Source organism: Streptomyces toyocaensis (assembly GCF_000725125.1).
Lineage (GTDB): Bacteria > Actinomycetota > Actinomycetes > Streptomycetales > Streptomycetaceae > Streptomyces > Streptomyces toyocaensis.
In genome coordinates, this window is record NZ_JFCB01000001.1 from 714380 (window position 1) to 736210 (window position 21831).

20 protein-coding genes are annotated in these 21831 nt (G+C 72.2%); 12 read left to right on the forward strand and 8 right to left on the reverse strand.

From position 1 onward, the window contains the following. The first annotated feature begins 2 nt into the window (after positions 1-2). Positions 3-209, forward strand: coding sequence for a hypothetical protein (locus tag BU52_RS03025; protein ID WP_037927308.1), 207 nt, complete (start codon positions 3-5; stop codon positions 207-209). A 3-nt stretch (positions 210-212) separates the two neighbouring features. After that, the gene (locus BU52_RS37080; RefSeq protein WP_051857837.1) at positions 213-3833 is read left to right on the forward strand and encodes a SpoIIE family protein phosphatase; all 3621 of its coding nucleotides are present in this window, start codon (positions 213-215) and stop codon (positions 3831-3833) included. Between the two features lie 161 nt (positions 3834-3994). Here the strand turns inward: BU52_RS37080 and BU52_RS03040 are convergent, their stop codons facing one another. Next, positions 3995-5092 carry a mechanosensitive ion channel family protein gene (locus BU52_RS03040; protein ID WP_037927311.1) on the reverse strand — a complete coding sequence of 366 codons (1098 nt, stop codon included), beginning with the start codon at positions 5090-5092 and terminating at the stop codon, positions 3995-3997. 247 nt (positions 5093-5339) lie between these two features. Here BU52_RS03040 and BU52_RS03045 point away from each other — a divergent pair, with 247 nt between their 5' ends. Beyond that, positions 5340-7232 (forward strand): ABC transporter ATP-binding protein, encoded by a 1893-nt coding sequence (locus BU52_RS03045; RefSeq protein WP_037927313.1) that lies wholly within the window; start codon positions 5340-5342, stop codon positions 7230-7232. 106 nt (positions 7233-7338) lie between these two features. On the opposite strand, the gene secD is transcribed toward BU52_RS03045, so the two are convergent. The 4 genes from secD to BU52_RS03065 are packed head-to-tail and all read right to left on the reverse strand — an operon-like array spanning position 7339 to position 11809. Next, complete coding sequence (gene secD / locus BU52_RS03050) at positions 7339-9666, reverse strand: protein translocase subunit SecD (protein WP_051857839.1); 2328 nt, start codon at positions 9664-9666, stop codon at positions 7339-7341. Between the two features lie 42 nt (positions 9667-9708). Further along, the gene (locus BU52_RS03055) at positions 9709-10125 is read right to left on the reverse strand and encodes a hypothetical protein (protein ID WP_051857841.1); all 417 of its coding nucleotides are present in this window, start codon (positions 10123-10125) and stop codon (positions 9709-9711) included. Continuing rightward, complete coding sequence (locus tag BU52_RS03060; protein ID WP_037927319.1) at positions 10122-10808, reverse strand: response regulator; 687 nt, start codon at positions 10806-10808, stop codon at positions 10122-10124. The genes BU52_RS03055 and BU52_RS03060 overlap by 4 nt, the downstream gene beginning before the upstream one ends. Further along, entirely contained in the window at positions 10805-11809 is a 1005-nt protein-coding gene (locus BU52_RS03065; protein ID WP_037927322.1) for a HAMP domain-containing sensor histidine kinase, read from the reverse strand. Before BU52_RS03065 ends, BU52_RS03060 begins: the two co-directional genes overlap by 4 nt. 271 nt (positions 11810-12080) lie before the next feature. Between BU52_RS03065 and BU52_RS03070 the strand changes: the two genes are divergently transcribed. The 8 genes from BU52_RS03070 to BU52_RS03105 all read left to right on the forward strand — a co-directional run bounded on the left by BU52_RS03070 (position 12081) and on the right by BU52_RS03105 (position 19033). Further along, entirely contained in the window at positions 12081-12407 is a 327-nt protein-coding gene (locus BU52_RS03070) for a TraR/DksA family transcriptional regulator (protein ID WP_037927325.1), read from the forward strand. 45 nt (positions 12408-12452) lie between these two features. Continuing rightward, on the forward strand, positions 12453-12821 hold the full coding sequence (locus BU52_RS03075) for a TraR/DksA family transcriptional regulator (RefSeq protein ID WP_037927328.1): 369 nt from the start codon (positions 12453-12455) through the stop codon (positions 12819-12821). Beyond that, positions 12818-13621, forward strand: coding sequence for a rod shape-determining protein (locus BU52_RS03080; protein WP_037927331.1), 804 nt, complete (start codon positions 12818-12820; stop codon positions 13619-13621). Before BU52_RS03075 ends, BU52_RS03080 begins: the two co-directional genes overlap by 4 nt. A 42-nt stretch (positions 13622-13663) precedes the next feature. Next, on the forward strand, positions 13664-14287 hold the full coding sequence (locus tag BU52_RS03085) for an Rv1733c family protein (protein ID WP_037927334.1): 624 nt from the start codon (positions 13664-13666) through the stop codon (positions 14285-14287). Positions 14288-14627: 340 nt separating this feature from the next. After that, complete coding sequence (locus BU52_RS03090; protein WP_037927336.1) at positions 14628-15137, forward strand: hypothetical protein; 510 nt, start codon at positions 14628-14630, stop codon at positions 15135-15137. A 139-nt stretch (positions 15138-15276) separates the two neighbouring features. Then, on the forward strand, positions 15277-16704 hold the full coding sequence (locus tag BU52_RS03095) for a flotillin family protein (RefSeq protein ID WP_037927338.1): 1428 nt from the start codon (positions 15277-15279) through the stop codon (positions 16702-16704). A gap of 306 nt (positions 16705-17010) precedes the next feature. Beyond that, positions 17011-18003 (forward strand): glycoside hydrolase family 11 protein, encoded by a 993-nt coding sequence (locus tag BU52_RS03100; RefSeq protein WP_037927339.1) that lies wholly within the window; start codon positions 17011-17013, stop codon positions 18001-18003. Between the two features lie 25 nt (positions 18004-18028). Further along, positions 18029-19033 (forward strand): polysaccharide deacetylase family protein, encoded by a 1005-nt coding sequence (locus tag BU52_RS03105; protein WP_037927342.1) that lies wholly within the window; start codon positions 18029-18031, stop codon positions 19031-19033. Between the two features lie 51 nt (positions 19034-19084). On the opposite strand, the gene BU52_RS03110 is transcribed toward BU52_RS03105, so the two are convergent. Then, on the reverse strand, positions 19085-19729 hold the full coding sequence (locus BU52_RS03110) for a dienelactone hydrolase family protein (RefSeq protein WP_037927345.1): 645 nt from the start codon (positions 19727-19729) through the stop codon (positions 19085-19087). Positions 19730-19743: 14 nt separating this feature from the next. Then, positions 19744-20169, reverse strand: a complete 426-nt coding sequence (locus tag BU52_RS03115) for a DUF2267 domain-containing protein (RefSeq protein WP_037927348.1) — start codon at positions 20167-20169, stop codon at positions 19744-19746. A 176-nt stretch (positions 20170-20345) separates the two neighbouring features. Here BU52_RS03115 and BU52_RS03120 point away from each other — a divergent pair, with 176 nt between their 5' ends. Continuing rightward, a complete protein-coding gene (locus BU52_RS03120) occupies positions 20346-20681 on the forward strand; it encodes a DUF6343 family protein (protein ID WP_200881139.1) in 336 nt (111 codons plus the stop codon). A gap of 113 nt (positions 20682-20794) precedes the next feature. Here the strand turns inward: BU52_RS03120 and BU52_RS03125 are convergent, their stop codons facing one another. Then, complete coding sequence (locus BU52_RS03125) at positions 20795-21817, reverse strand: LacI family DNA-binding transcriptional regulator (RefSeq protein ID WP_037927351.1); 1023 nt, start codon at positions 21815-21817, stop codon at positions 20795-20797. Between the last annotated feature and the right edge of the window lie 14 nt (positions 21818-21831).

Here is a 21831-nt window from a genome sequence, read left to right on the forward strand (position 1 = left end):
TCATGGCGGAGTCGCGGGACGACGAGCAGCTCGGTCTGCGCCTGGCGGCGGTGGCGGTGCTGGGGCTCGTGCTGACCATTCCGCCGTTCTTGGCGCGGTTCGATCGAGTGGGCCAGGTGTTCGGCGTCCCCGTTCTCGCGGCCTACCTGTTTCTCGTGTGGGCGATCATGATCGGTCTGGTCGCCGTGATCGGCGGCAGATCGAGGTAGGCAGTGCTCCAGACCTGGTTCATCGTCGCCGTCTCGGCCGCGTACCTCGGCCTGCTCTTCGCCGTGGCCCACTACGGTGACCGGCGGGCGGATTCCGGCCGGAGCATCATCAACAACGCCACGGTCTACGCGCTGTCCTTCGGCGTGTACGCCACCTCGTGGACGTACTACGGAAGCGTGGGATGGGCCGCCAGGGCCGGAGTCGGCTTCCTGCCGATCTACCTGGGGCCTACGATCATGCTCGCGCTGGGCTGGCTGGTGCTGCGCAGAATCATCCGGATCAGCCGCCGGCACCGGGTCACCTCGCTGGCCGACTTCGTCTCCGCCCGCTACGGCAAGAGCACCGCACTGGGCGCTCTGGTGACGATCATCGCTGTGGTGGGGGTCATTCCCTACATCTCACTGCAGCTCAAGGCGGTCTCCATCACCTTCGCGACCCTTCGGCGCCACCCCGAGATCACCTCCGCCACGGAACTGAGCCATATCCCGGTGCTGCAGGACACCGGGCTGTACGCGGCGCTGGTGCTGGCCGCGTTCACCATCCTCTTCGGTACCCGTCATCTGGACGCCACCGAACGCCACGAGGGCATGGTCGCCGCCATCGCGTTCGAGTCCGTGGTCAAGCTCGTCGCGTTCCTCTCCGTCGGGATCTTCGTGGTCTTCTCGATGTTCGGGGGGTTCGACGACCTGTTCTCCCGGGCCGCGGACGCCGGCCACACCACGCTGTTCACCCTGCGCGGGCAGACCGGCTACGGCTCCTGGGTCTGGCTCATGGTGCTGTCCATGCTGGCGATCGTGCTGCTGCCCCGCCAGTGGCAGATCAGCGTGGTCGAGAACGTCGACGAGAGGCACCTCAAACGGGTGCTGTGGCTGTTCCCGCTGTACCTGCTCGTGATCAGTGCCTTCGTTCTTCCGATCGCGGCCGGCGGACTTCTGCGGTTCGGGACGGGGGCCGACGCCGACACCTTTGTGCTGACCCTGCCGATGGCCGGAGGCCAGGAGGCACTCGCGCTGTTCGTCTTCATCGGTGGCCTCAGCGCGGCCACCAGCATGATCATCGTCGAGACGATCGCGCTCAGCACCATGGTGTCGAACTCACTCGTGATGCCGCTGCTGCTGCGCAGCAAGTCCAGGCTGGCGCACCGGGACAACCTCGCCGGGCTGGTGCTGGGCATTCGCCGGGCCGCCATCGTGCTGATCCTGCTGCTCGGGTACGGGTACCTCCGGGTCGCGGGCGGGGAGACTGCACTGGTGTCGATCGGCCTGGTGTCGTTCGCGGCTGTGGCACAGTTCGCGCCCGCCATCCTGGGCGGCCTGTTCTGGACGGGCGGAACCCGCCGGGGCGTGCTGGTCGGCCTGGTGGCGGGGTTCGCCGTGTGGGCGTACACCCTGGTGCTGCCGACCTTCGCCGATGCCGGGCTGCTGTCTGCCGCGTTCCTGCGGGAGGGCCCGCTCGGCATCGGGCTGCTTCGGCCGGAGCAGTTGTTCGGCATGCCGGCGATGGACCCGATCAGTCATGCGATGTTCTGGAGTGCGCTGGTGAACGTCGGCGGGTACGTCGTCGTCTCGCTCGCGGACCCACCGGGCGCTGCGGAGCGGGCACAGGCGGTGCAGTTCGTCGGGGTCCTCGAAGAACCCCTCAGGGAGCGTCGCCGGCAGGTCCGTGCCACGGTCGGCGAGCTGCAGACCCTGCTGGAGCGCTTCCTGGGGCCGGAGGGCGCCCAGCGCGTGCTGCGCTCCTCCCCCGGAAGGAGACCTGACTCACCGGCAGCCGAAGCGCCACCGGAGCTGGTCCACCACGCGGAGGCCCAGCTCGCCGGTTCGGTGGGCGCCGCGTCCGCGCGGCTCGCGGTCGCCGCGGTCGCCGGAGAGGAGGAGGTCGGCACCGAAGAAGTGATGCGGATGATCGGCGAGGCGTCACAGAGGGTCGAGCTGGTCCGGTGGCGGCTGAAGTTGCTCTACGACGCGACCGGCGGCATCGGCACCACGCTGGACGTGACCCGTACCGCCGAAGAGCTGGCGCAGGTCGCGGTTCCGCGCTTCGCCGACTACGTCGCCGTCGACCTGGCCGAGTCCGTGCTGCGCGAGGAGGAACTGGGGGCGGACGGCACCAGCACCGGCATCAAGCGGATGCAGCGCGCGGCCGTCAGCGGCATCCGCGACGACGCTCCCCTGTTCGCCGTCGGCGACCGGCTGACGTTCTCGCCGTCCTCCCCACAGGCCCGCGCCGTCGAGAACGGCGTGGCGGTCCTGGTGCCTCGTCTGCGTGAGTCCACGCAGTGGCGGGAAGTGGACCTGGACCCCGCGCGCGGCTCCCGTGTCATCGACTACGGGATCCATTCGCTCATCACGGCTCCCCTGTCCGCCCGCGGCGTGCTGCTGGGCATGGTCCACTTCTGGCGTTCCGAGAAGCCCGAGCCCTTCGATCAGGACGATCTCTCCCTCGCGGCCGAACTGGCCACCCGAGCCTCCGTCTCCGTCGACAACGCGCGCCGCTACACCCGCGAGCACGGCTTGGCCGTGGCGCTGCAGCGGAGACTGCTGCCCCGCGGGCTGCCCGAACAGAACGCCGTCGAGGTCGCTTCCCGTTACCTCCCCGCCCAGGCAGTCGGCGGCGACTGGTTCGACGTCATCCCGCTGCCGGGCGCCAGGGTGGCGCTGGTCATGGGCGACATCGTCGGGCACGGACTGCATGCCGCGGCCACCATGGGGCAGCTGCGTACCGCCGTGCACAACTTCTCCACGCCACTGGACCTGCCGCCGGACGAACTCCTCAGCCATCTCGACGAGCTGGTCACCCTGATCGACCAGGACGCGATCACGGCCGGCGACAGGACCACCGTCACCGGCGCCACCTGCCTGTACGCGGTCTACGACTCCGTGTCCGGCACCTGCGTCATCGCCAGCGCCGGTCACCCGCCGCCCGCGCTCGTCCACCCCGACGGGAGGGTCGAGTTCCTGGACGTGCCGCCCTGCCTTCCCCTGGGCATCGGCGGGCTGCCCTTCGAGGCCACCGAGCTGAGTCTGGCCGAGGGCAGCCGGCTCGTCCTGTTCACGGACGGCCTCGTCGAGCGCCGCGCCCTGGACATCGACATCGGTCTCCGGCTGCTCCGCGAAACCCTGGCGCGCGCGGACCCGTCGCCCGAGGGGACCTGCGACGCCGTGCTCGACGCCCTGCTCCCCGAACCCCGGAGCGACGACATCGCACTGCTCGTCGCCCGTACGCGGGTGCTGGGGCCGGGGCACGTCGCCGAGTGGGACGTGGAGCGCGACCCCGCCGCCGTCAGCCGTGTACGCGCTGCCGTCTCCGCCCGGCTCATGGAGTGGGAGCTGGAGGATCTCGTCTTCTCCACGGAGCTGATCTGCAGCGAACTCATCACCAACGCCGTGCGCCACGCCACAGGGCCGATCAAGGCGCGGTTGATCCGCGACCGCGGACTCACCTTCGAGGTCTCCGACCACAGCAGCACCTCGCCGCATCTGCGCTATGCGGCGAGCACGGACGAGGGCGGACGGGGCCTCTTCCTCGTGGCCCAGTTCGCCGAGCGCTGGGGCACCCGCTACACCAAGGAGGGCAAGGTCATCTGGGCGGAGCAGACGACACCGGGGACGCCCGGAGGCTGACCCGCGCCGCCCGCGGACCCGGCCGCCCGCCGGGCGTGCGAGAGCTCCCCGGGATGCTCACGGGAAACAGGCCGGTGATGAGCCCGTCGTCGAGGCGGACCGCCAGGACGGGCGTCGAGCGCGCCGTCGAGGCGGACCGCTCAGGGCCGCGCGCCCGGCCCTCAGATCGGCCGGGTCGTCGTCATGTCGTCCGGCGCGGACTCCGCGCCCCGCTGCTGGGGGATCAGCGCCGCGCCCTGCTGGAGCGCCACCGTACGCGCGGGGGAGGGGATGCGGATGCCCTCCTCGCGGTAGCGGCGGTGCAGGCGCTTGATGAACTCGTGCTTGATGCGGTACTGGTCGCTGAACTCGCCCACGCCCAGGATCACGGTGAACCCGATGCGGGAGTCGCCGAAGGTGTGGAAGCGCACCGCCGGCTCGTGCTCCGGCACGGCGCCGGTGATCTCGGTCATCACCTCGGTGACGACCTCCTTCGTCACCGCTTCCACCTGCTCCAGGTCACTGTCGTACGACACGCCGACCTGCACCAGGATGGTCAGCTGCTGCTCGGGACGCATGAAGTTGGTCATGTTCGTCCTGGCGAGCTGCCCGTTCGGGATGACCACCAGGTTGTTCGACAGCTCACGGACGGTCGTCTGCCGCCAGTTGATGTCCTCGACATAGCCCTCCTCCCCGCTGCTCAGCCGGATGTAGTCGCCGGGCTGCACGGTCTTGGAGGCCAGGATGTGGATGCCGGCGAACAGGTTGGCGAGCGTGTCCTGGAGCGCCAGGGCCACCGCGAGACCGCCGACGCCGAGGGCGGTGAGGAGCGGCGCGATCGAGATGCCCAGCGTCTGCAGCCCCACCAGGAAGCCGATCGCCAGGACCAGGATCCGGGTGATGTTCATGAAGATGGTCGCCGAGCCGGCGACGCCGGAGCGGGACTGGGTGACCGAGCGCACCAGGCCCGCCACCACCCGGGCCGCCGACACGGTCGCGGCGAAGATGACCATGATGGTCAGCGTCTGGTTGACGTTGTGCTGCACGGTCCGCGTCAGCGGCAGCGCCGCCGCAGCCGAGGCCGCCCCGGCCGCGACGGCGGCCCACGGCGCGATCATGCGCAGCGCGTCCACCAGGACGTCGTCCCCGCGCCAGGTGGTGCGTTCGGCGTGCCGCCCCAGCCAGCGCAGCAGCATCCGGAGCAGGAACGCCGCCAGGATGCCGGCGGCGAGGGCGATGCCGGCGAACACCAGATCGTCCATGGTGAGCGAGCGGGTCACCGCTCACCCCCGGCGAAGTCCCCGGCCCACGGCCGTGTGTGAAGTCGTGTCACGTGTGTCACCTGCTCGATCTCTATGGGTCTACGAGATGCCGCGCCGCCGTGGCCCGAGGCCGGCACGAGGGCTCATCCTGCCGTATGCCGAAGGGCAGTTCGTACCCCGCCGGGTGTCACGGGTCGAACCCGAGCGGGACCGCCCGGTCCTTGACCTGAATCATGGTCGAGGTTCTACCGTCGTCGGCATGAGCATGGAGACCACAGCGTGGACACAGCTGCGCAGCGTCATGTCCGCCGAGGACGAGCACCGCCCCGTCACGAGGGCGACCCTGCGCCGGATCGGCGCCTTCGCCCGCCCGCACCGCCGCCGGCTCGTCCTGTTCGTGCTGCTCGGCACCGCCACCGCGGCGCTCGCCGTCGCCACGCCCGTACTGGCCGGGCGCGTCGTGGACACGATCGTGTCCGGCGGCGACGAGACCACGGTCGTCCGCCTGGCCCTGCTCATCGCGCTGATCGCGATCGTGGAGGCCGCCCTCGGCATTCTGGGCCGGCGGCTGTCGGCGGCGCTCGGCGAGGAACTCATCCTCGACCTGCGGACAGCGGTGTTCGACCACGTCCAGCGCATGCCCGTCGCGTTCTTCACCCGCACCCGTACGGGAGCGCTCGTCTCCCGTCTCAACAACGACGTCATCGGCGCCCAACGCGCCTTCAGCAACACGCTGTCGACCGTGGTCGGCAACGTGGTCGCCCTGGTGCTCACCCTCGCCGTGATGCTCACCCTGTCCTGGCAGATCACCCTGCTGGCGCTGGTCCTGCTGCCGGTGTTCGTGATCCCGGCCCGGCGCATGGGCCGCCGCATGGCCGGCATGCAGCGTGAGGCCGCCGCCCTGAACGCGGCCATGGGCACCCGCATGACCGAGCGGTTCTCCGCGCCCGGCGCCACCCTGGTGAAGCTGTTCGGACGCCCGGAGGAGGAGTCGGAGGAGTTCGCGGCGCGCGCCCGCCGGGTGCGGGACATCGGCGTCCGCACGGCCACGGCGCAGACGGTCTTCATCACCGCGCTGACCCTCGTCTCCTCCCTCGCCCTCGCCCTGGTCTACGGCCTCGGTGGCCGGCTCGCCCTCACCGGCGCCCTGGAACCGGGCGCGGTGGTGGCGCTCGCGCTGCTGCTCACCCGCCTGTACGCGCCGCTCACCTCGCTGGCCGGGGCGCGTGTCGAGGTGATGAGCGCGCTGGTCAGCTTCGAGCGCGTCTTCGAGGTCCTGGACCTCGAGCCGCTGATCCGGGAGAAGCCGGACGCGCGTGAGCTGCCCGAGGGGCCGGTGTCCGTCGAGTTCGACGACGTGCGCTTCGGCTACCCGTCCGCTGACAAGGTCTCCCTGGCCTCCCTGGAGGAGGTCGCCGCCCTCGACACGCGCGGCGGCGAGGAAGTGCTGCACGGCATCTCCTTCCGTGCCGAACCCGGGCAGACCGTCGCCCTCGTCGGCTCGTCCGGCGCCGGCAAGTCGACCATCGCGGGGCTTCTGCCGCGGCTGTACGACGTCGACGCGGGCGCCGTCCGCGTGGGCGGCGTGGACGTCCGCGACCTGACGGCCCGGTCGCTGCGCGCCACCCTCGGCATGGTCACCCAGGACGGTCACCTCTTCCACGACACGGTCCGCGCGAACCTGCTGCTGGCCAGGCCGGACGCGAGCGAGGCCGACCTGTGGCACGCCCTGCGCAGGGCCCGCCTCGACACCCTCGTACGTGCCCTGCCCGACGGTCTGGACACGGTGGTCGGCGAACGCGGCTACCGGCTCTCCGGCGGCGAACGCCAGCGGATGACGATCGCCCGGCTGCTGCTGGCCCGTCAGCGGGTCGTCATCCTCGACGAGGCCACCGCCCACCTGGACAACACCTCCGAGGCCGCCGTCCAGGAGGCCCTCACCGAGGCACTGGAGGGCAGGACCGCCGTGGTGATCGCCCACCGCCTGTCCACCGTCCGCGCGGCCGACCTCATCCTGGTCGTCGAGGCCGGCCGGATCGTGGAACGCGGCACGCACGAGCAGCTTCTCGCCGCGGGCGGCCGCTACGCCGAGCTGTACCGCACCCAGTTCGCTCCCGCGCGGGGAGACCAGGACGACGGCGCACCGGCGGCGGCCTGACCACGTCGCACCGCCCCCGCACGGCGCGCCGCCGCCGACCCCGGTTCCGTGGTCGGCGGCGGCGCACTGCGGCGCAGGGCCGCTCCCGGGCGGGAGCCGCCCTGCGTCACTGTCCTCGGCTGGTGGCCGCGGCCCGGTCCGGGGCCTGACCGGCGCCCGACCTCGCGCGCGCGGGACCGCCGCCGTCGCGACCGCGGCCCCCGCGGTCCTTCCCGCCCCTGCTCCCGCCGGCGTACGCGTCGAGCTCGATGGCGAGGGGCGAGGCGGTCAGCACCGACGAGTACGTGCCCACGAGCATGCCGATCAGCAGGGCGAGCGCGAAGTCGGTGAGCGAGTCACCGCCCAGCACGGCCAGCGCGGCCAGGATGAAGAGCACACCGATACCGGTGTTGACCGTCCGGGGCACCGTCTGCAGGATCGCCCGGTTGGTGACCTGGGCCAGTGGCGCCTTGCCGTCCTTCCGCCACAGCTCGCGGATCCGGTCGAACACCACCACCGAGTCGTTCACCGAGTAACCGATCACGGTCAGCAGCGCCGCCAGGAACACGCCGTCGATCGGCTTGCCCAGCCAGGCGAAGACGCCGGTCAGGATCACCACGTCGTGCGCCAGGGCGGCCACCGCCCCCGCGCCGAACATCCAGCGGAACCGTACGGCCAGGTACAGCAGCTGCGCGCCGAGCGCCAGACCGAGCGCGATCAGCGCGTTGCGCCGCAGCTCGTCGCCGAGGCTCGGGCCGATCAGCTCGTCACGGACCTTCTCCGCCCCGCCGCCGACCTCGGCGACGGCATCGGCCACCTCGACCGCCTCCGCGTTGGTCAGCTCCTCGGTGCGCACCGTCAGCTTGTCGTCGCCGGACGACTGCACGACCGCCTGCGGGAAGCCGGCGTCGGCCAGCGCCTGACGGGCCCGGTCCGGGTCGACGGCGGTGGCGGTGGAGTACTCGATCAGGCGGCCGCCGGTGAACTCCACGCCGAAGTTCAGCCCGCGCACCGCGATACCCGCGCCGGTGACGACGAGCACGAGGGCGGAGACGGCCAGCCAGCGGCGCGGGCGCCGCATCAGCTGCGGGTCGCGGCGGGTGAGGTACGCGCGGACCCGGCCGATCGAGGCCAGACCCGTGAGCCCCGGCCTGCGGAACACCCAGCGGCGGGCCACGGCGAACTCGGCGAGCACCCGGGTGATCACCAGGGCGCTGATCATGGACGCGAGGACACCGATGCCCAGCGTGACGCCGAAGCCCTTCACCGGACCGGACGCGAGCAGGAACAGCAGCGCCGCCGCGATCAGCGTGGTGACGTTGGAGTCCGCGATGGCACTGAACGCGCCTTTGAAGCCGGCGGTCAGCGCCGAGCGGCTGCTGGGCCGGTTGCGTTTGCCGTACTCCTCCCGGGCCCGTTCGAAGACCAGCACGTTGGCGTCCACCGCCATGCCGATGGCCAGCACGAAACCGGCGAGACCGGGCAGGGTCAGCGTCGCGCCGAGGGCTGCGAGACCGGCGTAGGAGATCAGGCCGTAGCAGAGCAGGGCGAGGGTGGCCAGGACGCCCATGAGCCGGTAGACGACGATGACGAAGAGCGCGGTCAGGGCGGTGCCGACGACGGCCGCCCAGGCGCTCGCCTCGATGGCCTCGGCGCCCAGCGTCGGGCCCACGGTCCGCTGCTCGACCGTCTCGACCGGCACCGGCAGGGCGCCGCCCTTGATCAGCAGCGCCAGCTCCTTGGCCTCGTCGCTGGTGAAGGAACCGGTGATCTGGGTGGACCCGCCGGTGATGCCCGCCCCGCAGGCGACGGACGGGTCGACCTGGGGCGAGGAGATGATCTTGTCGTCCAGCACGATCGCGACCCGGCGCTTCGGGTCGCCCGCCGGGTGGCACGCGGCCTCACCGGTCAGCCGGGCCCAGCCCTTGCCGTCCTCGAAGTCCACGGTGACGTGCCAGCCGGCGCCGCTCTGCTGGTCGAAGCGGCCCTCGGCGTCCTTCACGTCCTGGCCGGTGAGCGCGGCGGCGCCCAGGCGGAGCCGCTCCCCGGACTCGTCGGGCAGCACCCGCTCGCCCTTGTCCTTCGGCTTGTCGGTCCCGGTCGCGGTGCCGAGCACGGAGTGGACGGAGAGCTGGGCGGTACGGCCCAGGACGTCGGCCGCCTGCCGCGGGTCCTGCAGGCCGGGCAGTTCGACGATGATCCGGTTCTCACCGGAGCGGACGATGCCCGGTTCGGCCACGCCGAGCGCGTCGACGCGGCCGCGCAGCACCTCCAGGGTGCGGTCGGTGGCCTCCCCGTCGGCCTCGACGGTCTCGGTGGAACGGGTCTCCAGCACGATCTGGGTGCCGCCCCGCAGATCCAGGCCCAGACGGACCGGAACGGTGACGGCGATGAACACGGATGCGGCGATCACGACGAGCGCGAACAACGCCCTGACGCGGGCGGGACGTTTCACAGATGCCTCCAGCAGGCACGCGAGGATGAGGAAAGGGGAATCTCAGGTGCTGGAGACGGCGGGCGGGGCCCGTCCCAGATCGGACGGCATGTGCGCGGCGGCGGACGGCACGTGGCCGGCCACCGGCGCGGGACGCGCCGGCCGCGGCGGCACGGGCGGCGTGTACGCCGCGGTGAAGAGCGGATGCCCGGCGGACACCGCCCGCTCACCGACGTCCCGCTCCGGCCTGGTGAGAACGGTGCGGGCACCGACGTAGGCGTCGTCGCTGTACGGGCGGGTGCCGGAGGAGTACGACGAAGGGGTGGACGCCGCGGGGGAGGACGGCGGCACGGCGCCGGGGACGAGCCCGGCACCGCCGGTCACCCCGAGCGCCATCAGTACGGCCGCGAAGGCGGCGAGGGCCGCGGCGGCACCGCGGAACGGAAGGCGGGTGGAGCGTCCCCGCGGGCCGGCGGTCAAGGCTCGACGAGCCCGGCGCGGATGGCGTACCGGGTCAGCTCGAGGCGGTCCCGCAGCCCCAGCTTGTGCAGCAGGTTCTCACGGTGCCGCTGCACCGTCTTGACGCTGATGAACAGCAGCTCGGCGATCTCCTTCGAGGAGTGGCCCTCGGCGACGAGCTTCAGCACCTCCTCCTCACGCGGCGTCAGCAGCTGCTCCGGAGCCTCCTCCCCGTGCCGCACCCGGTCGAGGTAGTTGCGGATCAGGGCCGTCACCGCGCCCGGGTACAGGAACGGCTCGTCCCGCATCGCGGCCCGGCAGGCGGCGACCAGATCACGGTCGGCGACGGACTTGAGCACATAACCGCCCGCTCCCGCCTTCAGCGCCTGGAACAGGTACTGCTCGTTGTCGTGCATCGTCAGCATCAGAATGCGCAGCCCGGGCTTCAGCGCCGTCAGCTCGCGCGCGGCCTGCAGACCGGTCAGCCGCGGCATGGCGATGTCCAGGACGGCCAGATCGACGTCGTGGGAGCGGGCCATGGCGATCGCCTCCGCGCCGTCACCCGCCTCGGCGACCACCTCCAGGTCCGGCTCCCGGTCCAGGATGAGCCGGACGCCGCGCCGCACCAGCGCGTGGTCGTCGGCGAGCAGGATCCGGATCGTGGGCCGGGTGCGGTGGTCGGCGGGGATGTCGTGAGGGGTCATGACTGCTTCCTGACGGCGGGCACGCTGAGCCGGACACGCGTCCCGCTCCCTGGTGCGGAGATGGCGGAGTGTGCGGGGTCCGCTGAGGTCCCGCGCGGGCTCGAGATGTCCAGCATGGCCCCGATCAGCAGCGCACGTTCCCGCATCCCGCGCAGTCCGGCGCCCTCCCGCGCGGCACCGATGCCGCGCCCGTCGTCGCTCACCTCCAGGACGACACACCCGTCGCCGCCGCGCAGGCTCACCTCCACGCACCGTGCCTCGGCGTGCCGCGCGGCATTGGTCAGGCTCTCCTGCGCCACCCGGTAGATCACCAGCTCCGTCTCGTGGTCCAGCTCCGGCAGATCCGGGTCGAACCGGCGCCGCACCCGCAGCCCGCTGTGCGTGGCGAACTCGGTGGCCAACGATGTCACCGCGCTGACCAGGCCGAGGTCGTCCAGCACCCCCGGACGCAGCCGGCGCACCAGCCGGCGGACCTCGTCCAGGCTCTCCCGGGTGATCTCCTGCGCCTGCTGGAGTTCACCGCGCAGCGGCTCGGACGCCTCGTCCGACGCCCGCTTGAGGGCCAGCAGCACGGCGGTCATGCTCTGCCCGACCTCGTCGTGCAGCTCCTGGGCGATCCGGCGCCGCTCGCCCTCCTGGGCGAGGATGGCGCGGGCGCTGCTCGCGGCGCGCTCCCCCTCCAGCCGCTCCAGCATGGAGTTGAAGGCGCTGACCAGCCCGGCGACCTCGCCCCCACCCCGTACGGGCAGCCGCTGACCGGGGCGCAGCAGGTCCACGGTGGTCATCAGCCGGGTCACCCGGTCCAGTGGGGCGAGTCCGATGCGCAGCAGGGCCGCGTTGGCGACGAGCATGACGCCGAGCCCGCCCACCAGGATCACCGCCTCGGTGAGCAGCACGGGAACGGACACGGTCACCGGAGCCCACAGCAGCAGCGCGGTGGCGCTGCCCAGCACCACCGCGTTGAGCCCGAAGATCCGCCAGTACAGGGACACGGAGGTCACGCCTTCCTCTTTCTCGTCTGCCTCTACTGTCGGTCACCGTGCCCCGTCGTGCGGCCGCGACCCCCTGGTCCCGGCGGACAGCGGCCAGCGTGCACGGCGCGCACGGTCCGGGTCGATGGGCCCCGCGCCCCATTTCCGGTGGCCCGCCCGACCCATCCCGGACGGGCTGGGTCCTCCGCCCCCGCACAGATGGGTACCGCGCCCGATGGGCGCGGAGCCGGGGACGGGCGAGGGTGGGGACATCACCCGTACGTCATCGAGGAGGACCCCCGTGTCGCTCGACCTGCCCCGCACCGAACCGCGCACCGCCCACCCGGCCGCGGACGAGGTCCGTCAGCGGCTCGAACACGCTCGCACGACCCGGCTGGCACAGCTCAAGGCGCTCGACGACACCGGGCAGAGTCCCGGTGACCACCTGATGTCCAACCAGATCGACGCCATCAAGCGGGTCCTCACGGAGATCGACGAGGCCTTCGCCCGGGTCGACGACGGCACCTACGGCACGTGCCTCGGCTGCTCCAAGGCCGTGCCGCCGGAGCGGCTGGAGATCCTCCCGCACACCCGGTACTGCGTGGCCTGCCAGCGCCGCGCGGCCTGACGCCCGCCCCCGTCCTTCTCTCTCCCGCTCTGCCCAAGGGGTGCAGTGGTGACCCACCAGACCATCGGCGAGTGCGACACGGCCCTCACCCCCGAGGACCTCGCCGCACTGCGCGAGAACCTGCACGAGCAGCGGTTGTTCCGGCAGGAGCAGCTGCGGCAGTTCGCCTCGACGTCCCGCGCCGACGACCGGCGCCGGCAGGCGGACGCCGCCCAGATCGAGGTCGGCGTCAAACTGGCCGCCTCCGCCCGCATGGTGCTCGCCGACGTCGAGGCGGCGCTCGCCCGGATGGACTCCGGGGAGTACGGCACGTGTCATCTGTGCCGCCGCCCGGTCGAACGCCACCGCCTGCTGATCGTCCCCCAGGCCCGCTACTGCGGGCGCTGCCAGCAGGTGAGGGAGGCCGGCCGGTGACCGTGATCCGGCACTCCCGGCCGGCACCCGTCCGTCACCGGCACTGGCCGCTGTGCCGGCGCTGCTCGGGTATCGCTCTCGACCTGGGCAGCGCCCGCACCCGCGCGTGGATCGCCGGGCGGGGGATGGTGCTGGACGTGCCCACCGTGACCTTCCCGGGCACCGGGGCCGTCCACCCCATCCAGCGCGGCACCATCGTCGACACCCCCGGCACCGCCCGCATGCTGGACCGGCTCCTCGGACACCGGATGCCCCGGATCGGCCGCCCGCTCGTGGTCCTCACCGCACCGGTCCTGGACGGACTCGCCTTCCGTACCGCGGCCCGCACGGCCGTCGAGGTCCTCAGGCCGCGCGCCGTGCTGACCGTTCCGGGCGCGCGGGCGGTGGCCCTGGCCGCGGGCGCCGACCACATCAGGCCGTTGCTCGTCGTGGACATCGGCGCCCACCTCACCGAGGTGGTGCTGCTCGCCGACGGCGCCGTGACCGACGCCCGCCGCACCGCCCTGGGCACCGGTGACCTGGGCGACGGCACGCCACCCGAGCTCGTCACCGAGGCGGTGACCGGGATGGTGACGGCGATGCTGCGGCAGGACCGCACCGCGCTCACCCGCACCGCTCTGCGTCGCGGCATCCTGCTGGCGGGCGGCGGCGCGCTGCGCCCCGACATCACCCGTGACCTCCCCGACCGCCTCGGCTGCCCGGTGCAGCCGGTGCCCTCCCCGCACACCGCCGCCGTGCGGGGTGCCGCCGGGCTCCTCGCCGCGGCGCACCACCACCCCTCGGTCACCGGAGCCGTCTGAACCGTCCGGCTGCCTGCGACCCCGTACGAACGGAGAGACGACGTGGCGGGCGAGATACCTCCCGCACAGCCGCCCCCCGGCCCGCCCTCGCGCCCCCTGCTGTGGCGCTGGCGGCGCAACCCCCTGCGCCGCCGCACCGACGCGCTCCAGGCGTGGCTGGGCCTCGGCGTGCTGATCACCGTACTGGCGGTGGCTCCGGTGGTCGCGGTACTCGTGGCGGACGCCGCCCGCAGCCACTACGAGGACACCGCCCGCCACCAGAGGCAGACCCGGTACGAGACCGACGCGACGCTCACTGAGGACGCTCCCCGCCATCCGGAGCCCGGCTCGGACGAGGAGAAGAAGACCCGCTATCCGGTCGAGGTACGCGTCGTCACCCGCGAGGGACGGACCCGCGCCACCCGGACCGAGGTCCAGCCGGGGCTGACCGCCGGCAACACCGTTCGCCTCTGGATCACCGCCGACGGCGAGGCGGCCGAGGCGCCGCTCACCGCGCGGGAGATCCGCAGCCGCACCATGGGCTGGGCCCTCGTCGCCGCCATCGGTGTCGTCCTCACCGGCGCCGCCGCCCACGCTCTGACCGGCCTCGCGCTGCGCCGCCGCAATCTGGCCCGCTGGGACACGGCCTGGGCGGAGACGGCCCCGCGCTGGACGACCCCCACCTGAGGCACCGTCACCGCAACCCCGTCGTGGCGGCCTCGACCCCGCGCGGGCGTCGTCGACGGCCCGTTCGGCAGAGGCCCGGCGGCCTCCGGGCGACTGCCGGACCCGGGCAAGACACCCGCTCCGTACGGCCCTTGCCGCGCGTCCGCGACGGGCGTGCGGCGTCGCCGGTCGCGCGCCGCGTTGCCGCCGCGAGGCCCCGAACATGAGCGGAATCCCGGCATCCGGTGGAAGGCGGCATCAAGGCCACGTGAAGACTGCCGGGTTCGGGCAATGTGCCGCGCTCCGGTCACATGGGAACATGTGTGCGCGGGGAGGCCATCGAGCGAAAGCGGGGGGCCCTGTGGAGTGGTTCGTGGGCCTCGGTGTGGCGGGGCTGGTTCTGCTGCTGCTCTCGTTGGTCTTCGACGGGATCCTTGAAGGCGTGTTCGACGGTGTGCTGGACGGGCTGTTCGACGGGCTGCTGTCGCTTCCGGTGATCGCCGGCTTCGTGTCCATGCTCGGCTTCGGCGGAGCGATCGTGCTGGGCACGACGGACCTCGGAGTCACCGGGGCGACGGCGACCGGCGTGCTGGCCGGGGTCGGCGCGGGCTGGCTGACCTGGAAGCTGAGCCGGCTCCTGATGCGGGACCAGACCGACGCCACACCGCGGGGCGACGATCTCATCGGCACCTCGGGCTCCGTGGTGACCGCCATCCCGGCCGACGGATACGGCGAGGTGCTGGTGCGTCTCGCCGGGCAGCCGCTGAAGCTGGCCGCCACGTGCCCGGTGCCCGTGGCCAGGGGTGCCGAGATCTGGGTGGAATCGGCGCTGTCCGCGACCTCGGTCGCGGTCCGTCCGGTCGAGCGCTGACCGGCACCGCCCCGACACCGCACGACGGCGCTCGGCACGGCGGCGTACGGCACCGTGCCACGCCCGCGTCCCTTCCCGTGACCGTTCCCGAACCGATCCGAACCGCCGTCCCCCGGGAGGGCTGAGGAGATGCACGAGCATGAGCCCAGTACTGATCGCCGTGGTCGGAGTCGTCGTACTCGTCGTCCTGCTGGCCCTGGTGGTGGTCACCCGCTACAAGGTGGCGGGCCCCAGTGAGGCGTTCATCGTCACCGGACGGCGCGGCAAGAAGTCCACCGACCCCGAGACCGGCCGGATCTTCACCGACAACAGCGGCCAGAAGGTCGTGGTCGGCGGCGGCGTCTTCGTCGTGCCGTTCGTCCAGCAGAAGTTCACCCTCGACCTGTCCAGCCGGCACATCCCGATCGCCGTCCGGGGCGCCGTCACCCTGCGCGGGGTGAAGGCCAACCTGGAGGGCGTCGCCATCGTCAAGGTCGGCGGCACCGAGGACTCGATCCGCGCCGCCGCCCAGCGCTTCCTGCAGCAGCAGGGCGGCATCGTCGGGTTCACCCAGGAGGTGCTGTCCGGCGCCCTGCGCTCCATCGTCGGACGGATGTCGGTCGAGGACATCATCCGGGACCGTGCCGCCTTCGCCGGCCAGGTCGCGGAGGAGGCCGAGGCCAGTCTGTCCGGGCAGGGCCTGGTTCTGGACGCCTTCCAGATCCAGGACATCACCACCGAGGGGTCCTACCTCGAGGACCTCGGCCGCCCCGAGGCCGCCCGCGCCAAGCAGGAGGCCGACATCGCCGAGGCCGTCGCCCGGCGCGCCTCCGAGCAGGCGCGGCTCAAGGCGGAGGAGGAGATCGCGATCGCGCAGCGCACCTTCGCCCTGAAGCAGGCCGAGATCAAGGCCGAGACGGACGAGGCGGCCGCCCGCGCCGATGCCGCCGGCCCGCTCGCCGAGGCGGCCCGCCGGCAGGAGGTCCTGCAGGAGCAGGAGAAGGTCGCCACCCGGCAGGCGGCGCTGACCGACCGTGAGCTGGACACCAAGGTCCGCAAGCCCGCCGACGCCGCCCGCTATCAGGCCGAGCAGGAGGCGGAGGCCCGCCGTATCGCCCTGGTCAAGGAGGCCGAGGCGGCCGCCGAGCGGGCGAGGCTGACGGGTGAGGGCGAGAAGGCCCAGCGCGCGGCCCTCGCCGACGCCGTACGCCTGGAGGGTGACGCCGAGGCGGCCGCGATCGCCGCGAAGGGTGCGGCGGAGGCCGAGGCGATGCACAAGAAGGCCGACGCCTTCGAGCGGTACGGCGACGCCGCCGTGCTCCAGATGCTGGTCGAGGTGCTGCCGCAGGTCGTCGGCAAGGCGGCCGAGCCGCTGGCCGCCGTCGACAAGCTGACGGTCATCTCCACGGACGGCGCCGGTCAACTCCCGCGCACGGTCGCCGACAACGTCGCCCAGGGCATGGAACTGCTCAGCTCCACCACGGGCGTCGACCTCGCCCAGCTCCTCCAGGGACTGGCCCAGCGGGGCAAGCCGGCGACTCCCGCTCCCGTGGAGGCCGGCAACGGAAAGGTCGACATCACGGAGTGAGTCGCACGCCCTCGGAGCCCGGACGCCGAACAGGCGTCCGGGCTCCGGTGTTTGTGCAGCACCAGAGTCTCTCGAAACATTCGATGACTGTCCATCATGCTTCGATGTTGCGCTGTCACATGCTAGGGAGCATCTCAACTAAACCGGGCCCACTGGCGGTTTGAACTGCAAGAACACCAGGCGCGCCTCTTGTTCAGTCGAGCGAAGATTTCGAAATATTCAACGAAAGTGTTGACGGTTGACGCGCACAGACCAAAACTGTCCGGCATCGACCTCCCCATCGAGCCGTCACAGGAGGCGCACCACATGAACGTGTCCGCACCCCCCGAGGCCCGCAGGCGCGGCCGCCTGCTCCTCGGCGTCAGAAGCGTCTGGACCATCGCGCTGGCCGCCGTCACCGCGTTGCTCCTGACCGCCACCACCGCCACCGCCGCCGTCACCACGAACCAGACCGGCACCCACAACGGCTGGTGGTACTCGTTCTGGACCGACGCCCAGGGAACCGTCTCCATGGACCTGGGCTCCGGCGGCAACTACAGCACCCGGTGGAGCAACACCGGCAACTTCGTCGCCGGCAAGGGCTGGAGCACAGGCGGGCGCAAGACCGTCAACTACTCCGGGTCCTTCAACCCGTCCGGCAACGCGTACCTGACGCTCTACGGCTGGACCACCAGCCCGCTCATCGAGTACTACATCGTCGACAACTGGGGCACCTACCGGCCCACCGGCGAGTACAAGGGCACCGTCACCACCGACGGCGGCACGTACGACATCTACAAGACGACCCGGTACAACGCCCCCTCCATCGAGGGCACGAGGACCTTCGACCAGTACTGGAGCGTCCGGCAGTCGAAGCGCACCGGCGGCACCATCACCAGCGGCAACCACTTCGACGCGTGGGCCGGCAAGGGGATGAACCTGGGCAACCACAACTACATGATCATGGCCACCGAGGGCTACCAGAGCAGCGGCAGCTCGAACATCACGGTGAGTGAGGGCTCCGGGGGCGGCGGAGGCGGCGGTGGCGACACCGGCGGCTGCACCGCGACGCTGTCCGCCGGTGAGAAGTTCGGCGACCGCTACAACCTCAACGTCTCGGTCACCGGCTCCAGCAACTGGACCGTGACCATGAAGGTGCCGTCCCCGGCGAAGGTCTCCTCCACCTGGAACGTCAGCGCCTCCTACCCCGACGCCCAGACGCTCGTCGCCAGGCCCAACGGCAGCGGCAACACCTGGGGAGCCACGATCCAGACCAACGGCAACTGGACCTGGCCGACGGTCTCCTGCAGCGCAGGCTGACCGGCGGACGAGGAGGACCCCACACATGAGCACCGGAAAGCGAAAGCCGGTCACCCGGTACCTGGTCCCGGGACTGGCCGTCGCCGCACTGACCGTGGCAGGCACCGTGACCTCGGCCGTCGACGCCACCCCGGCGCGGGCGGCCGCCTGCAACGGCTACGTCGGACTCACCTTCGACGACGGCCCCTCGACCGGCTCCACCCCGAGCCTGCTGAACGCGCTCAGGCAGAGCGGGCTGCGGGCCACGATGTTCAACCAGGGCCAGTACGCCGCCGCCAACCCCTCCCTGGTCAAGGCCCAGGTGGACGCCGGCATGTGGGTCGCCAACCACAGCTACACCCACCCCCACATGACCCAGCTGAGCCAGTCCCAGATGGACTCGGAGATCGCCCGCACCCAGCAGGCGATCGCCGCGGCCGGCGGCGGCACACCGAAGCTGTTCCGCCCGCCGTACGGCGAGACCAACTCGACGCTGCGGACGGTGGAGGCGAAGTACGGCCTGACCGAGATCATCTGGGACGTCGACTCGCAGGACTGGAACAACGCGAGCACCGACGCCATCGTGCAGGCCGCCTCCCGGCTGACCGACGGTCAGGTGATCCTGATGCACGACTGGCCGGCCAACACCATCGCCGCGATCCCGCGCATCGCGCAGAACCTGGCCTCCCGGGGCCTGTGCGCCGGCATGATCTCCCCGGCGACCGGCCGCGCGGTGGCCCCCGACGGCTCCGGCGGGGGAGGGGACGGCGGAGGCGGTGGCGGCGGCGCCTGCACCGCGACCCTGTCCGCGGGCAGCCGCTGGAGCGACCGCTACAACCTCAACGTGTCGGTCAGCGGTGCGGACAACTGGACCGTGACCATGAAGGTGCCGTCCCCGGCGAAGGTCTCCGCGACCTGGAACGTCAGCGCCTCCTATCCAGACAGCCAGACGCTCGTCGCCAAGTCCAACGGCAGCGGCAACACCTGGGGGGTGACGATCCAGACCAACGGCAACTGGACCTGGCCGACCGTCTCCTGCAGCACCACCTGAGCGAGGGGCGAGCCGCGGCGTGGTGTGCGCCGCGGCTCGCCGCACGTCGTGTCACAGGTGCTCGCGGAACCAGTCGGCGGCGAGCTCCGCCACCTGCTCCAGCGCGCCGGGTTCGGGAAAGAGATGGGTCGCGCCGGGCACCACGTGGACCTGGTGGGCGGCGGCGGACAGCCGCTCGGCGGCCCGGTGGTTGAGGTCGAGGACGACCTCGTCGTCCCCGCCCACGATGAGCAGCACGGGGGAGGAGACCAGGGGCAGCGCGTCGTCGGCCAGGTCCGGACGTCCACCCCGGGACACCACCGCCGACACCCGCTGGGGCCGCTCGGCCGCCGCCACGAGGGCGGCGGCGGCTCCCGTGCTCGCCCCGAACAGACCCACCGGCAGGTCCGCGGTGTCCGGACGCCGTTCCAGCCAGTCGACGGCGTGCGCCAGCCGCCGGGACAACAGGCCGATGTCGAAGCGGTGCCGACCGGTGACGACGTCCTCGCTCTCCTCCTCCTCGGTCAGCAGGTCCAGGAGAAGCGTGCCGAACCCGGCCAGCTGCAGGGCGGTGGCGACGGCCCGGTTACGGGGACTGTGCCGCGAACTGCCGCTGCCGTGCGCGAACAGCACCATCCCGCGCACTCCGGCGGGGATCTCCAGATCACCGGCCAGAACCGCCCCGTCCGAGGGGATCGTCACGGATGCGGAGACCATGCCCGGTCACCTCCTCAGTCGGTGTCCTCGGCGGCACGGCCGGCGGGCAGCAGCGCGCCGATGTCCCTGGGCAGCGCGGCGGCCACCTTCTCCGTCAGCTCCGGAGCGAGCGCGGCGTCGAGCACCTCCAGTACGGCGGCGGCCTCCCGCAGGGCCGCGTCCTCGTCCGTCTCCGTGCGGCCGGCGATCCGCCCCGCGAACGTGGTCAGGCCGAAGCGCTCGCCCGAGGTGGCCGCCGCGCCCTCGGTGGCGGAGTCCCTGGCCTGCCGCATGGGTGCGGCAAGGGTCGGCGGCAGCTGGGCCGCCACGTGGTCCGTCAGTCCGGACGGCAGCCGTTCGGCCAGCGTGGTGAGCACGGCGCGGGTCGCCGTCTCGGCCGATCCCCGGTCCGGCAGCCGGGTGAGAGCCTGCACTTTTCCGATGATCTGATCGTGCTGCATGAGGCGTCGTCCTTCCTCATGGTGCGGTCGTCCGCGACATGGTGCCGTCGCCCGCGACGGTCGGCGGTCGGACACCTGCCGGGTACCCGGAATGCCTGCCCCCAACGAGCGCCGGTTTGCCCTGGTCGCCGACGGCTACCCGGTCCGGGACGGACGTGGCCGAGGAGGTGCGTGGCGTGCGCGACGAAGGTACCGGCCAGGACGGGAAGCCGGTCTCCCGAGCCCGTTCCGGAACGATCGGCCGCCGCTTCCCCCGGACGGGCACCGAGCCGGTCACCGCGCGCAGCCCGCTGCGCCTGCGGCTCCTGCTCGCCGCGGTCTTCCTGCCGCTCCTCGTCGCGGGATGCGCGCTCTTCGCCGTAGGGGCCACGGACGCCGGCCCCGGGGACAGCCCCGGCAGGGGCCCGCTGATCCTCCTCTCGGCCGTCTGCGGAGTCCTCGCCCTGACGGCCCTCCTGGACCTCCTCGTCATCCTGCGCCGCCTGCGCCGCGAACGGGGCACCGCCCGCTGACAGCCGTCGCCCCACGCGCCCCACGCCCCTCCCGGGGGTGGCTTCGCCGCCGTCCCCACGCACAGGTCGCGCCGCACCACCGCCCCGCTGCCGGCGCCTGACGCGTACCGGGCTCACATCTCTTCGAGCCGTGCCGTGCTCTGCCGTACGACCAGGTGGGTCGCCAGCTCTATGCGCTGCGCCGCCGTGCCCGGGGCGCCCGGGCGCAGGAGCATGCGGGCCGCCTCCTCGGCCATGTGGCGCAGCGGCTGGTGGACCGTGGTGAGGGGCGGGCTGGACCACTGGGCCAGGGGGACGTCGTCGTAGCCGACCACCGACAGGTCCTCCGGTACGCGCAGGCCCCTGACCCGGGCCGCCTCCAGGACGCCGAGCGCCTGGAGGTCGCTGCCCGCGAAGACGGCCGTCGGGCGGCCGGGGCCGTCCAGCAGGTCCAGGGCGTGCTCGAAGCCGCTCTGGACGTGGAAGTCGCCGAAGCGCATCAGGCGCGGGTCGGTCTCCAGGCCCGCCATCGCCATGGCCGAGCGGTAGCCGTCGAGACGGGCGAGCGAGCAGAGCATGTCCTCGGGGCCGGTGATGATGGCGACCCGCCGGTGCCCGAGATCGGTGAGATGGCGGGTGGCGGCCAGGCCGCCCGCCCAGTTCGCCGACCCGACCGACGGGACGTCGGGGTCGGGGTCGCCCGCCGGATCGATGACGACGAAGGGGATGGCCGCCGCCCTGAGCTGGGCTTTGATGTCCTCCGGGAGGGTGGAGAAGACCAGCACGACGCCCAGCGGCCGGCGTTGCAGCACACCCGGGAGCCACTCCGGCGCCGGGGTGTGCCGGGTGCCGCTCTCGGTGAGCACCACCGTCGCGCGGTTCTCCTTGGCGACGTTCTCCACGCCCCGGATCAGCTCCATCGCCCAGACGCTCTCGAGCTCGTGGAAGACGATCTCGATGAGCGGGGAGCGGGACGCCGGCTGGGCACGACGGCGGTAGCCGTGCGCGTCCAGCAGCCGTTCCACCTTGGCACGCGTGGCGCGAGAGACATCCGATCGGCCGTTGAGGACCTTCGAAACTGTCGGCATCGAAACACCGGCCTCTTTCGCCACCGTGGCCAGGGTGACTCTGCCGCTCGTCTCCTCGTCATCGTGCATAGGCGCAGGATACG

What these genes read in the sequence shown, in the direction of transcription:
- BU52_RS03110 (WP_037927345.1), bottom strand. Translation starts at nt 19,729, where the DNA reads ATGGTCTCCGCATCCGTGACGATCCCCTCGGACGGGGCGGTTCTGGCC.
- BU52_RS03125 (WP_037927351.1), bottom strand. Translation starts at nt 21,817, where the DNA reads ATGCACGATGACGAGGAGACGAGCGGCAGAGTCACCCTGGCCACGGTG.
- BU52_RS03115 (WP_037927348.1), bottom strand. Translation starts at nt 20,169, where the DNA reads ATGCAGCACGATCAGATCATCGGAAAAGTGCAGGCTCTCACCCGGCTG.
- BU52_RS03025 (WP_037927308.1), top strand. Translation starts at nt 3, where the DNA reads ATGGCGGAGTCGCGGGACGACGAGCAGCTCGGTCTGCGCCTGGCGGCG.
- BU52_RS03045 (WP_037927313.1), top strand. Translation starts at nt 5,340, where the DNA reads ATGGAGACCACAGCGTGGACACAGCTGCGCAGCGTCATGTCCGCCGAG.
- BU52_RS03095 (WP_037927338.1), top strand. Translation starts at nt 15,277, where the DNA reads ATGAGCCCAGTACTGATCGCCGTGGTCGGAGTCGTCGTACTCGTCGTC.
- BU52_RS03105 (WP_037927342.1), top strand. Translation starts at nt 18,029, where the DNA reads ATGAGCACCGGAAAGCGAAAGCCGGTCACCCGGTACCTGGTCCCGGGA.
- BU52_RS03100 (WP_037927339.1), top strand. Translation starts at nt 17,011, where the DNA reads ATGAACGTGTCCGCACCCCCCGAGGCCCGCAGGCGCGGCCGCCTGCTC.
- BU52_RS03060 (WP_037927319.1), bottom strand. Translation starts at nt 10,808, where the DNA reads ATGACCCCTCACGACATCCCCGCCGACCACCGCACCCGGCCCACGATC.